Annotated in this window: 11 protein-coding genes and 1 other RNA gene; 9 read left to right on the top strand and 3 right to left on the bottom strand. The window is 61.5% G+C overall.

Features of this window, described 5'->3' with window-relative positions:
• Positions 1–15: 15 nt before the first annotated feature.
• The 3 genes from ACY8FN_RS15380 to ACY8FN_RS15370 are packed head-to-tail and all read right to left on the bottom strand — an operon-like array spanning position 16 to position 3655.
• Positions 16–870, bottom strand: a complete 855-nt coding sequence (locus ACY8FN_RS15380) for an enoyl-CoA hydratase-related protein (protein WP_463100500.1) — start codon at positions 868–870, stop codon at positions 16–18.
• A gap of 11 nt (positions 871–881) precedes the next feature.
• Positions 882–2516: a carboxyl transferase domain-containing protein gene (locus tag ACY8FN_RS15375; RefSeq protein WP_463100499.1), complete on the bottom strand. Its 1635-nt coding sequence runs from the start codon at positions 2514–2516 to the stop codon at positions 882–884.
• Positions 2513–3655: an isovaleryl-CoA dehydrogenase gene (locus ACY8FN_RS15370; protein ID WP_463100498.1), complete on the bottom strand. Its 1143-nt coding sequence runs from the start codon at positions 3653–3655 to the stop codon at positions 2513–2515. The genes ACY8FN_RS15375 and ACY8FN_RS15370 overlap by 4 nt, the downstream gene beginning before the upstream one ends.
• A 336-nt stretch (positions 3656–3991) precedes the next feature.
• Between ACY8FN_RS15370 and ACY8FN_RS15365 the strand changes: the two genes are divergently transcribed.
• The 9 genes from ACY8FN_RS15365 to ACY8FN_RS15325 all read left to right on the top strand — a co-directional run bounded on the left by ACY8FN_RS15365 (position 3992) and on the right by ACY8FN_RS15325 (position 12197).
• Positions 3992–5149, top strand: a complete 1158-nt coding sequence (locus tag ACY8FN_RS15365; protein ID WP_463100497.1) for an acyl-CoA dehydrogenase family protein — start codon at positions 3992–3994, stop codon at positions 5147–5149.
• Between the two features lie 140 nt (positions 5150–5289).
• Positions 5290–6072, top strand: a complete 783-nt coding sequence (locus ACY8FN_RS15360; protein WP_463100496.1) for an enoyl-CoA hydratase — start codon at positions 5290–5292, stop codon at positions 6070–6072.
• A gap of 18 nt (positions 6073–6090) precedes the next feature.
• Positions 6091–7203: an enoyl-CoA hydratase/isomerase family protein gene (locus tag ACY8FN_RS15355; RefSeq protein ID WP_463100495.1), complete on the top strand. Its 1113-nt coding sequence runs from the start codon at positions 6091–6093 to the stop codon at positions 7201–7203.
• A 51-nt stretch (positions 7204–7254) separates the two neighbouring features.
• On the top strand, positions 7255–8175 hold the full coding sequence (gene mmsB / locus ACY8FN_RS15350; protein WP_463100494.1) for a 3-hydroxyisobutyrate dehydrogenase: 921 nt from the start codon (positions 7255–7257) through the stop codon (positions 8173–8175).
• A 52-nt stretch (positions 8176–8227) separates the two neighbouring features.
• Entirely contained in the window at positions 8228–9007 is a 780-nt protein-coding gene (locus ACY8FN_RS15345; RefSeq protein ID WP_463100493.1) for an SDR family NAD(P)-dependent oxidoreductase, read from the top strand.
• Positions 9008–9364: 357 nt separating this feature from the next.
• Complete coding sequence (arcD, locus tag ACY8FN_RS15340; RefSeq protein WP_463100492.1) at positions 9365–10801, top strand: arginine-ornithine antiporter; 1437 nt, start codon at positions 9365–9367, stop codon at positions 10799–10801.
• Positions 10802–10903: 102 nt separating this feature from the next.
• Positions 10904–11692, top strand: coding sequence for a sulfite exporter TauE/SafE family protein (locus ACY8FN_RS15335; RefSeq protein WP_101324545.1), 789 nt, complete (start codon positions 10904–10906; stop codon positions 11690–11692).
• Between the two features lie 102 nt (positions 11693–11794).
• An RNA gene (gene ffs, locus ACY8FN_RS15330) (signal recognition particle sRNA small type) lies at positions 11795–11891 on the top strand.
• Between the two features lie 84 nt (positions 11892–11975).
• Positions 11976–12197, top strand: a complete 222-nt coding sequence (locus ACY8FN_RS15325; protein WP_463100491.1) for a hypothetical protein — start codon at positions 11976–11978, stop codon at positions 12195–12197.
• Positions 12198–12199: the final 2 nt, after the last annotated feature.

The following is a 12199-nucleotide window of genomic DNA, read 5'->3' as shown; positions in this document are numbered from 1 at the left end:
TAGGGGGGTATTGAGTCATGCTTCGTCCTTGAAACGGGGGCGCCAGCTGGGGGGGCGTTTGTCGAAAAAGGCCTGCATTCCCTCTTGGGCTTCAAGCCCCACCCGTACCCGGGCGATGGTCTCGACGGTTTTCTCTTCGTGCAGGCGGGAAGGATGGGCCTCTATCGCCGCCAACAGCCGTTTGGTCTCTTTCATCGCCTGCGGTCCGTTGCGGCACAGACGCAGGGCTTGCGCCCGCCCTTCCGCCAGCAGTTGGTCCGGTTTGCAGGTCTGGTGCGCCACATTGAGCCGACAGGCGGTGATGGCATCGAACGGCTCGGCACTGAGCATGTAGCGGCGAGCCTGACGCATCCCCATGGTGCGCACCACGTAGGGGCTGATCACCGCAGGCACCAGGCCCAAGCTCACCTCGGAGAGGCAGAAGCGGGCATCATCGCTGGCCAGCACCAGATCGCAGGCACAAATCAGCCCCAGCGCCCCGCCATAGGCGGCCCCTTGCACCAGCGCCACCGTGGGGAAGGGGAGTTCGTCCAGCGTCTGCATCAGCCGCGCCAATACCCGGGCATCCTCCCTGTTATGTTCGAAATCGGCGTGGGCCAGATTACGCATCCAGTTGAGATCGGCGCCAGCGCAAAAATGTTTGCCCTCTGCCCGCAGCAGCAGGGCATGGGGTCGTTCGGCAAGATCGTGACCATGGAGATGGGCCAGATCGTCGAGGCAGTCGAGCAGCCCCAGCATCAGGTCGGCATCAAAGGCGTTGTGGCGGGCCGGACGCGACAGCACCAGTTCGGCCAGCGGGCCGTGCCGTTCCAGCCGAAACGGGTTCTGGGCTGAAGTGCTGAGTGCTGGGGAAGTGAGTGGATCGGACATGTGCTTGCTCCTTACATCCGGAAGATGCCGTACTGCTCGGGTTCAATGCGGGCACCCTGACAGGCGGCCAGTGCCAGCGCCAGTACGGTGCGGCTCTGGGCCGGGTCGATGACGCCATCATCCCAGAGGCGGGCGCTGGCGTAGTAGGGGTGACCCTGGCGCTCATACTGCTCGATCACCGGGGCGCGGATGGCGGCCGCCTCTTGCTCGCTTAAGCTCTTGCCCTCGGCCATAAGCTTGTCCCGACGCACCTGCACTAGCACCCCGGCAGCTTGCTCGCCCCCCATGACAGAGATGCGGCTGTTGGGCCAGCTAAAGAGAAAATCGGGTTCATAGGCGCGGCCGCACATGCCGTAGTTGCCAGCGCCAAAGCTGCCGCCGACGATCAGGGTGATCTTGGCCACCCGGCTGCAGGCCACAGCGGTGACCAGCTTGGCGCCGTGCTTGGCGATCCCCTCCTTTTCTGCGCTACTCCCCACCATAAAGCCGGTAATGTTCTGCAAAAACAGCAGCGGGATGGCGCGGCGGTTACAGAGCTGGATAAAGTGGGCCCCCTTCTGGGCGCTGTCACTGTGCAGCACACCGTTGTTGGCGAGGACCCCTACCTCCATGCCGCAAATGCGGGCAAAACCGGTCACCAGTGTGGTGCCGAACAGCGCCTTGAATTCGTCAAAGTCAGAGCCATCCACCAGTCGGGCAATCAGCTCCCGCGCGTCGTAGGGGCGTTTGAGGCTGGTGCCCACCAGACCGTACAGCTCTTCTATCGGGTAACAGGGCGTTGAGTAGCCGGGTTCATCGTAGGTTGGGCTGCCCGATGCCAAACCCGAGATCGGATCATGGTCACTGCCCAGATGGGTGAGTAGGGTACGGGCGATGGCCAGCGCATGGGCATCGTCACGGGCCATGTGATCCGCCACCCCTGAGTGGGCGCAGTGTACCTCGGCGCCGCCCAGGGCTTCTGCGCTGATCTCCTCGCCGGTGGCAGCCTTGACCAGCGGCGGGCCTGCCAGAAAGAGGGTGGCCTGGCTCTTGACCATGATCGACTCGTCCGCCATGGCGGGGACGTAGGCCCCCCCAGCGGTGCAGAGCCCCATCACCACCGCCAGCTGGGGGATGTTCTGGGCCGACATACGGGCCTGGTTGTAGAAGATGCGGCCAAAGTGATCCCTGTCGGGAAATACCTCATCCTGCATCGGCAAGAAGGCGCCGCCGGAATCCACCAGATAGAGGCAGGGGAGGCGTAGCCGCTCGGCGATGGCCTGGGCGCGCAGGTGTTTTTTTACCGTCAGCGGGTAGTAGGTACCCCCTTTCACGGTGGCATCATTCACCACCAGCATGCAGAGCCTGCCCGAGACCCGGCCGATGCCGGTGATGATGCCAGCGGCAGGCACCGGCTCGTCATAGACCTGCCAGCCAGCCAGCGCCGACAGCTCGAGAAACGGGGATCCCGAGTCCAGCAGTTGATTGATGCGCTCGCGGGGCAGCAGCTTGCCACGGGCCTGATGGCGGGCGTTGTTCGCCGCGCCGCCCCCTTGCGCGATCTCGGCGATGCGGGCATTGAGATCGTCGACCAGCCCCTGCATGGCGGCCCGATTGGCCGCATATTCCGGGCTCGCCGTGTCGAGGCGGGAGTGGATCCTGCTCATGGGTTATCCTCCATCAGCTCGCGGCCAATCAGCCAGCGGCGGATCTCCGAGGTACCGGCACCAATTTCGTAGAGCTTGGCATCCCGCAGCAGCCGACCGGTGGGGTATTCGTTGATGTAGCCGTTGCCGCCGAGCAGCTGGATGGCATCGAGCGCCATCTGGGTGGCATTTTCGGCGGCAAACAGGATGGCGGCGGCGCAATCTTTACGGCTGGTACGGCCCTGATCGCAGGCACTCGCCACCGAGTAGACCAGTGCCCGGCTGCTGGCCAGACGGGTATACATGTCGGCGAGCTTGCCCTGCACCAGCTGGAACTCGCCGATGGCTTGACCAAACTGCTTGCGCTCACGCACATAGGGCAGCACTACATCCATGCAGGCCTGCATGATGCCAAGGGGGCCCGCCGCCAGTACCACCCGCTCGTAGTCGAGCCCACTCATCAGTACCTTGACCCCGCCGTGGAGGGGGCCCAGCAGGTTCTCCTGCGGTATGCGGCAGTTGTCAAACACCAGCTCGCAGGTGCTGGAGCCGCGCATCCCTAGCTTGTCGAGTTTCTGGGCAGTTGTGAAACCGGGAGTGCCTGCCTCGACGATAAAGGCTGAAATCCCTTTGGGCCCCGCGGCGGCATCGGTCTTGGCATAGATGACGAAGGTGTCTGCATCCGGGCCGTTGGTGATCCACATCTTGTTGCCGTTGAGCACGAAGTGATCGCCCTCGCGCACCGCAGTCAGGCGCATGCTGACCACGTCGGAGCCCGCACCCGGCTCGCTCATGGCCAGCGCCCCTACATGCTCGCCGCTCACCAGCGGCGGCAGGTAGCGCGCTTTCTGATCCGGCGTGCCGTGGCGGTGGATCTGGTTGATGCAGAGGTTGGAGTGGGCGCCGTAGGAGAGACCGACCGAGGCGCTGGCGCGGCTCACCTGCTCCATCACCAGCACGTGGGCCAGATAGCCGAGGTTCACCCCGTCATACTCCTCTGCCACCGTGATGCCGTGCAGACCCAGCTCACCCATTTGGGGCCAGAGATCACGGGGGAAGGCGTTGCTCTGATCGATCTCGCTGGCGCGCGGGGCGATCACTTTCTGGCAGAAGGCCGCAACCTGTTCGGTCAGGGCATTCAGGGTCTCATCCATCTGCATCCATGCTCTCCTTGCGGATATGACTCTCTTGCGGACATGACAGTCGGGTAGGAAGGTTGGTTCGACCGGCTGACTCGGCTTTACGGCTGGCAGTGGTCGGTCCATTTTTGTACTTCACTTCTGCCACAAGTTTACGTTAGCGTAAACGTAAATCAATTGTTAATCTGTTGTGTGTCGATAGAGAGGTGGTAGTGAGAGCGTCATCAGCTACCACGACAACAGCGCCATAGTGGCAGATCCGAATGGCCAGTGTTTGGGCGCCGCGTCATAAAGCGCTAACGCGGGAAAATAAGCGCGGGACAATAAGCGCGGGGCAACAAGGGAGTGAACGACAAGATGGATTTTACCCTGACCGATGATCAACAGGCATATGTGGAGGCGGCCGCCGCCTTTGCCGACGACGCGCTCAAACCCCATGCCGCGCGCTGGGACAAGGAGCACGAGTTTCCTATTCCGACCATCAAGTTGGCAGCCGAGCTCGGATTTTGCGGTCTCTATACCCCGGAGCAGTTTGGCGGATTGGGGCTGCCGCGCCTCGATGCGAGCCTCATCTTCGAGCGCCTCGCCATGGGCTGTACCTCGACCACTGCGTATCTGACCATCCACAACATGGTGAGCTGGATGCTGGGCAGCTGGTTGCCTGCTCATGTCGCCGAGGAGTGGGTGCCCAAACTGGCCAGCGGCGAGCTGCTGGGCTCCTATTGCCTCACCGAGCCCGGGGCGGGCTCCGATGCGGCGGCCCTCAAGACCCGGGCGGTGCGCAAGGGGGACAGCTACCTCATCGAGGGGACCAAAATCTTTATCTCGGGGGCGGGCAGTACCGATGTGCTGGTGGTGATGGCCCGCACCGGTGGTGAGGGGGCGAGTGGGATCTCCGCCTTTATGGTACCGGCCGACAGCGCGGGGATTGTTTATGGCAAGCCTGAGGAGAAGATGGGCTGGAACAGTCAACCGACCCGGGAGGTGGCGTTCAACGGAGTGCGTGTTCCCGCCAGCTACCGACTGGGTGAGGAGGGGGAAGGGTTCAAATTCGCCATGCAGGCCCTCGATGGGGGGCGCATCAATATCGCCACCTGTTCGGTGGGCACCGCCCAGCAGGCGCTGGATGATGCGCTGGCTTATGTGCAGCAGCGCCAGCAGTTTGGTCGTCCGATCAGCGAATTCCAGAGCGTGCAGTTTCGCCTTGCCGACATGGCGACCGAGCTGGCGGCCGCCCGTTTGCTGGTGCGTCAGGCTGCCGACAAGCTGGATCGCGGGGCGCCGGACAAGAGTGCCTGGTGCGCCATGGCCAAGCGTTTTGCCACCGATGTGGGTTATCGAGTCTGCGATGAGGCTCTACAACTCTTTGGCGGCTATGGTTATATCCGCGAGTATCCGCTCGAGCGCTATCTGCGCGATACCCGGGTACACCGCATTCTGGAGGGCACCAACGAGGTGATGCGACTCATCATCGCTCGCCGCCTGCTGGCCGATCCCGGCTTGTCGCTGGGCTAACCGGTGGTCGCAGCAAGGGTGTGTTGCCTGCCACCCGATTTGCGCCATGCCATGCTGGTTTCGGCTTTGTGAGCCAGCTACAGGTTGGTGTCATTCAAGCCTGTCATTATGGCTGCAGCTTCCTCGACAAGGACAATGTTATGACAAGGATCAGACTCGAATATCATGGCCACGTTGCCTATATCACCCTCGACCATCCCCCTGCCAACACCTGGACCCTCGCCAGCCTGCAAGCCTTTTTGCAGATGATGGTGGAGCTCGACAGCCGCCCCGATGTGGTGGCGCTGGTGATCCGCGGTGCGGGCGACAAATTTTTCTGCGCCGGTGCAGACCTCAATATGTTTGTCGAGGGGAATGTCGAGCTGGCTCGTCAGGTGGTCGACGCCTTTGGCAAGGCCTTCGAGGCGCTGGCCCGTTTTCACGGGGTCAGTATCGCCGCCATCAATGGCTATGCCATGGGGGGCGGGCTGGAGGTGGCGCTGGCCTGTGATATCCGCATTGCCGAGCAGCAGGCGCTGCTGGGGCTGCCGGAGGCATCGGTGGGCTTGCTCCCTTGTGCAGGAGGCACCCAGCGTCTGACCGAGCTGGTGGGGCCGGGCTGGGCCAAGCGGATGATCCTCTGCGGCGAGAAGGTGAGTGCTTCGCTGGCCTACGAGATGGGGCTGGTGGAGGAGGTGGTGAAAACCGGTCAGGGGTGGGAGGCGGCGCACCAGATGGCCCAGCTGGTGGCTCGTCAGAGCCCGAGCGCCCTGCGTGCCTGTAAAACCCTGATCAATCAGGGCCGCAGCGGCCCGCGAGATGCCGCACTGCCCCTTGAGCGGGCGCTGTTTCTCGATCTCTTTACCGATGCCAACCAGCGTGAAGGGGTGGCCGCCTTCCTGGAGAAACGCTTACCGCGCTGGCAATATGGCCCAACAGAATAAACCCATACGGAGCCGTTTATGAGTGAGCCGGTCAAGGTTAGCTGCCATCCCACCGAAGATGGCCATCAGATCGGGGTGTTGACCCTCGACAGCCCTGCGTCTCTCAACGCATTGAGCCTGCCGATGATCCAGATCCTGCAACAGACGCTGACCCGTTGGGAGCAGGATCCCGCCATCGTCTGTGTGCTGCTGCAGGGGGCGGGTGAGAAGGCGTTCTGTGCCGGTGGCGATATTCGCTCCTTCTATTACCGCAAGCAGGAGGCGAGCGAGGCGGAACTGTTTGGCTATGCCCGCGACTTTTTCGAGCAGGAGTACCGGCTCGACCACCACATCCACGGTTATCGCAAGCCCTTGATCTGCGTGGCGGACGGCATCTGCATGGGGGGCGGCATTGGCCTGTTTGCCGGCGCCGATTTTCGGGTGGTGACCGAAAGAAGCCTGTTCGCCATGCCGGAGGTGACCATAGGGCTCTACCCCGACGTGGGGGCGAGCTGGTTTTTAAGCCGGATGCCGGGGCGGCTCGGGCTCTGGCTCGGTCTGACTGGCGCCCGCTGCAATGGCGCCGATGCCCTTGGAGTAGGGTTGGCGGATCACGCCATCGCCAGTGGCGAGCGCAGTGCGCTGTTGTCACGTCTCGCCGTGCTCGACTGGGCTGCCGGTGGTGATCCCCGTGAGCAGATCGATCTGCTGCTCAGGGGGTTGCACCGTGAGGTGGTGGCCCGCTTGCCTGCGCCAGTGCTGTTGCCCCATCAACAGAGGATCGATGCCCTGCTGGCGGGGCGCACGTTGCAAGGGGTATTGGATCGGCTGTTCAGCGCCGGTTTTGATCAACAGGAGGCGGCACTCCAGCAGGCGCAGCAGATCTGCCGCACCGGCAGCCCCATCAGCCGCGCCATTTTGTGGCGCCAGTATTGGCAGGCTCGCCGCCACTCCCTGGCCGAAGTATTTGCCGAGGAGCTGACCCTCTCGGTCAACTGCGTGCTCAAGGGGGATTTTGTGGAAGGGGTGCGGGCACTGCTGATCGACAAGGATAAAAATCCCCGCTGGCAGCAGTTGCCTTTGGAGGGGGAGTGGCTGGATGAGTTTTATCGCTGGCCGCAGGGACTCAATCCACTAGCCTGCAAGGGATAGCACCTTGGCAACCGGCGGATGCCGCCATCAGCAACGCAAGGAGCAAGCGCGATGACAAGGATAGGATTTATCGGGCTCGGCAATATGGGTGGCCCCATGGCGGCCAATCTGGCCAAAGTGGGACACAGGGTGCAGGTGTTTGATCTGGTTGCGCAAAGCGTCGAGCGTGCCATCGCTGCTGGTTGCATCGCAGTGCGGGATGCCAGTGAGGCGGTGACCGGCTGCGAGGTGGTGTTCAGCATGCTGCCCGCGGGGGAGCATGTGCGCGCCCTCTGGTTGGGCGAGAGCGATGGTGAGCGGGGCGGGCAGGATCTGCTGGCGGCATTGCCTGCTGGCGCACTGGTGATCGACTGCTCCACCATCGATGTCGACTCAGCCCGTCAGGTCGGGGAGGCGGCCCGCGAGCGCGGTTTACGCTTTATCGATGCCCCCGTGTCGGGCGGTGTTGCCGGTGCGGCAGCCGGGACGCTCACCTTTATCGTCGGCGGCGATGGGGCGGATTTTGAGGCGGCGAAACCCCTGCTCGCCTGCATGGGGCAGAACCTGTTTCACGCCGGGGCGCTCGGGGCGGGGCAGATCGCCAAGATGTGCAACAACATGCTGCTCGCGATCCATATGGCGGGCACTGCCGAGGCGCTGGCCCTCGGGGTGAAGGAGGGGCTGGATCCGGCCGTGCTCTCCACCATCATGGGCAAGAGCTCCGGCAACAACTGGAGTCTGGAGCGCTACAACCCCTGGCCCGGGGTGATGGAGAATGTGCCTGCCGCCCGCAACTATCAGGGGGGCTTTATGACCCGGCTGATGGTGAAAGATTTGGGGCTGGCCATGGCGCTCGCCGAGCACGGTCACAGCGCGGTGCCCATGGGGGCGCTGGCTCGCAACCTGTTCAACCTGCATGCCGCTCAGGGGCAGGGGAGTCGGGATTTCTCCAGCATCGTCGAACTCTATCTGGATAAACAGGATCCCGCCTGACGGGCCACCTCTTTTCGAAGCATCTCCCCTCGACCAGCTACAAGGAGCATTGATGGATATCAAAGATAAGGTCATCGTGATTACTGGCGCCGGACGTGGCTTGGGACGGGCCATCGCTCTTGCTCTTGGCGCACAAGGGGCGATGCTGGCGCTGCTCGACATCAATCGCGCCGATCTGGAGGCGACCGCCGCCATGGTGCGCAGTCAGAATGATCAGTGCGATCAAGATAGCCAGTGCGAGCTGTTTGTCTGCAATGTGGCCAGCGAAGCCGAGGTCGAGGCCGCGTTTGCTGCTATCAAGGGGCGCTTTGGCGTGCTGCACGGGCTGGTCAACTGCGCCGGTATTTTGCGCGATGGCATGCTGATCAAGGTGAAAGAGGGGGCGCTGGTGGAGAAGATGACGCTGGCCCAGTGGCAGAGCGTGATTGATGTCAACCTCACCGGTACCTTCCTCTGCGGTCGCGAAGGGGCGGCGCTGATGGCGCAAGGGGGGCAGGGGGGCGTTATCATCAACATCTCCTCCATTGCCCGGGCTGGTAATATTGGCCAGAGCAACTATGCCGCCAGCAAGGCGGGGGTCGCTTCGCTGGTGGTGACCTGGGGGCGGGAGCTGGCCCGCCACGGTATTCGGGTGATGGGGATCGCCCCCGGGGTGTTTGCCACCGAGATGACGGCGGCGATGAAGCCGGAAGCGATGGCGCGGATGCAGCAGGCCATTCCGGTCGGTACCCTTGGCGAGGCGCAGCAGTTGGCCGATACGGTGAGCTTTATTGTTGCCAACGATTATCTGTCGGGGCGGATGATAGAACTGGATGGCGGTTTGCGTTTATAGAGCTTTACACCATGGGCCCCGGTGTTTCCACCGGGGCTTTTTTATGCAGATTATTTATACAACAGAGAGCTGCATGAGGATGCATGGGGTTCATCCGGATTAGTTCTACATAGCAGAAACTGCTAAATATCAAGAAGTCTTGGTTAATTTGAGCCAGCTCACAGGCCATCTGGATCAGTGCTGTAGAATTGCGCGCGGTCAAGGCTGTGCATGATTGACGGATCGAGGGATTGCGGTCGGAATAGTCATGCAATATAGTTGCCGCCTTTTTCACGGGGTCTGGATTTCTGCCCCCGCCCATATTGCGCGCAGTATGAATACGGATGCTCTGCCGCCGCCTAAGTAGACAGGATTGAGATGGATAAGAAACTAGGGCTTGGCGCCCTCATTTCGCTGGTGGTCGGCTCCATGGTCGGCGCCGGGGTCTTCAGTCTGCCACAAAACATTGCTGCTCATGCCAGTGCCGGGGCGGTTGCCCTGGGTTGGGCCATCACCGGTCTTGGCATGATCTGTCTCGCGCTGGTTTATCAGAACCTCTCCATGCGTCGCCCTGATCTCGATGGCGGTATCTTCAGCTATGCCAAAGCCGGTTTCGGCGATTTCATCGGCTTCAACGCGGCTTGGGGTTACTGGCTCTGCCAACTGCTGGCCAACGTCTCCTACGCCATCGTGGTGTTCAGTGCGCTGAGCTACTTCTTTGATACACCGGATAACGTCATCTTTGGTGATGGCAATACCCCGGTCGCCATCACCCTTGCCTCGATCCTGATCTGGTCGGTGCATGCGCTGGTGCTGCGCGGGATCCAGGTTGCGGCGCTGGTGAATATTGTCACCACCATCGCCAAGATGGTGCCGCTCATCGTCTTTTGTGTCGCTGTGCTGCTGGCGTTCAATATGGAGACCTTCACCCTGGATATCTGGGGCCAGAACAACATGGAGCTGGGCTCCGTGATGGATCAGGTCAAGTCCACCATGAAGGTGACACTCTGGGTCTTTATCGGGATTGAGGGGGCCGTGGTGGTCTCTGCCCGTGCCCGTCATCGCAAGGATGTAGGCCGTGCCACCGTGCTGGCGCTGCTTGGCGCGCTGGCGCTCTACGTGATGGTGACCCTGTTCTCGCTGGGGGTCATGAGTCAGCCCCAGCTCGCCGCCCTCAAAAACCCCTCTACCGCCATGATCCTCGAGGCGGTGGTTGGCCCCTGGGGGGCTTGGCTTATCAACATCGGTCTGGTCATTTCGGTGATGGGTGCCTTGCTGAGCTGGACCGTGTTGGCCGCTGAAGTGCCTTACATTGCGGGCAAGACCGGCGTGTTCCCCGGTTGGTTTGCCAAGGAGAACAAGAACGGCTCACCGCAGGTGTCGCTCTGGTGCTCGACCTGTCTGGTGCAAGTGTTCCTCATCATCATCTACTTCCAGAGCAGTACCTATCTGGCACTGGTCAATATCGCCACCTCGGCGGCGCTGGTGCCTTATGTCTTCTCTGGCGCTTATGGCCTGAAGCTGGCCCTGAAAGGGGAGACCTATGAGGGTCAGCCTCATCAGCGCAAACGGGATCTCATGCTGGCGCTGATGGCGACCGTCTACGGCTGCTGGCTGGTTTATGCTGCCGGGGTCGAGTATCTGCTGCTGGTGGCGTTGCTCTATAGCCCGGGCATCTTCATCTATTGGAAGGCGCGTCAGCACCATGGTCTGCGCGGCCTTAACCGGCTGGAGCAGGGGATGACGGCGGCCCTGCTCGGTTGCGCCGTACTGGCCTTCTACAAGGTGATGGACGGTACCATTCCCTTGAACTGACAGGCACCCAAAGAGATGGCCCAAGGGCCATCTCTTTTTTCATGGGGATCTTTTTTGTAGCCGGGCCGTTGTGGCCATTTTTCGTTGATGACAGGAATTTTTATGCTGTTTATGGGATATCTCCTGCTGGGGGCTTTTGCGGGCATGCTGGCAGGGCTGTTTGGCATTGGCGGCGGGCTGATCATAGTGCCGGTGCTGGTCATGACGTTTCGCGTCCAGGGGGTAGACCCTGACATCATCACCCATCTGGCCCTTGGTACCTCGCTGCCGACCATGATCTTCACCGGTTTCAGCTCGCTGCGGGCCCATCGGGACGCCGGCGCCGTCGACTGGGTGATGATCCGCCGACTCGGGGTTGGCATGTTGATCGGGGGCTGGCTGGGTGGCATGACCGCCAATCTGCTCAGTGTCAGCACCCTCAATATCATCATCGGCTGTTTTGCCTGGAGCATGGCACTGCAGATGGGGCTTAACCTCAAGCCCAAAGCGGAGCGCCATATGCCGGGGCCGCTGGGCACAGGTATCGCTGGCACTATTATCGGCTGGATGTCGGCCCTGTTTGGCATAGGTGGCGGCTCACTGACCGTGCCGTACCTCACCTGGAACAGTGTACCGATGCGCAATGCGGTGGCCGCGTCCGCTGCGTGCAGCATGCCCATCGCGCTGGCGGGCAGTCTCAGCTACCTCTATGCCGGTTGGGGTCATGCCGACCTGCCCGAGTGGAGTGTTGGCTACATCTACCTGCCAGCCCTGCTGGGGATTGTGCTGACCAGTACCCAATTTGCCCGCATTGGCGCCAAACTGGCACACCGCCTGTCACCCAAGCGACTCAAGCAGGCGTTTGCCCTGTTGATGCTGCTGGTGGGGGCCAAGTTCATGCTGTTTAGCTGATTCATTCGGCAGATTGTTGAAAAATAAGGCAAACGAACTATTGGAAGGCAGAAAGCCGTTGCATTGAGAGCCCAGTTTGCCTATTCTCCTCGCCGGTGGTCCTATTGGTCCTCTCGCATTGATAACCCGTCGACCTGGTCAGGACCGGAAGGTAGCAGCCAAGGTGGGGGACTCGAGTGCCGGGATGTGGCTGGTAGGGCCACCACTTGTTTCTGCAATTCAATAAGTTACCTTCCTAAAGCCCTTGGTCATCCACTTTGTGTGGACGACAAGGAGCTCATCGATGAATCTCTGGCTCACTCACCACGGCATCTGGTATTACCGGAAAGTCACCACGCTCCCATGTGGTCGTCGTAAAGAGATCAAAAAATCCCTGCATACCCGAGACAAGCTTTGTGCACGCCACAAGGTGACCCAGCTGCTTGCCTGTCTGCGTTCCAGAGCGAAGCCCATTCAGTTGCCTGCAGACGTCAATGCGGTCTCACAAGAGCAATCAGTAGCTTAGCC

The sequence above is a fragment of the Aeromonas sp. 160P genome, assembly GCF_055193095.1.
Note: the sequence above shows the minus strand (reverse complement) of the source record. Positions and strands in the feature narration are given on the sequence as shown.

What these genes read in the sequence shown, in the direction of transcription:
- arcD (WP_463100492.1), top strand. Translation starts at nt 9,365, where the DNA reads ATGGATAAGAAACTAGGGCTTGGCGCCCTCATTTCGCTGGTGGTCGGC.
- ACY8FN_RS15325 (WP_463100491.1), top strand. Translation starts at nt 11,976, where the DNA reads ATGAATCTCTGGCTCACTCACCACGGCATCTGGTATTACCGGAAAGTC.
- ACY8FN_RS15345 (WP_463100493.1), top strand. Translation starts at nt 8,228, where the DNA reads ATGGATATCAAAGATAAGGTCATCGTGATTACTGGCGCCGGACGTGGC.
- ACY8FN_RS15360 (WP_463100496.1), top strand. Translation starts at nt 5,290, where the DNA reads ATGACAAGGATCAGACTCGAATATCATGGCCACGTTGCCTATATCACC.
- ACY8FN_RS15370 (WP_463100498.1), bottom strand. Translation starts at nt 3,655, where the DNA reads ATGCAGATGGATGAGACCCTGAATGCCCTGACCGAACAGGTTGCGGCC.
- ACY8FN_RS15335 (WP_101324545.1), top strand. Translation starts at nt 10,904, where the DNA reads ATGCTGTTTATGGGATATCTCCTGCTGGGGGCTTTTGCGGGCATGCTG.
- ACY8FN_RS15375 (WP_463100499.1), bottom strand. Translation starts at nt 2,516, where the DNA reads ATGAGCAGGATCCACTCCCGCCTCGACACGGCGAGCCCGGAATATGCG.
- ACY8FN_RS15380 (WP_463100500.1), bottom strand. Translation starts at nt 870, where the DNA reads ATGTCCGATCCACTCACTTCCCCAGCACTCAGCACTTCAGCCCAGAAC.
- ACY8FN_RS15355 (WP_463100495.1), top strand. Translation starts at nt 6,091, where the DNA reads ATGAGTGAGCCGGTCAAGGTTAGCTGCCATCCCACCGAAGATGGCCAT.
- mmsB (WP_463100494.1), top strand. Translation starts at nt 7,255, where the DNA reads ATGACAAGGATAGGATTTATCGGGCTCGGCAATATGGGTGGCCCCATG.
- ACY8FN_RS15365 (WP_463100497.1), top strand. Translation starts at nt 3,992, where the DNA reads ATGGATTTTACCCTGACCGATGATCAACAGGCATATGTGGAGGCGGCC.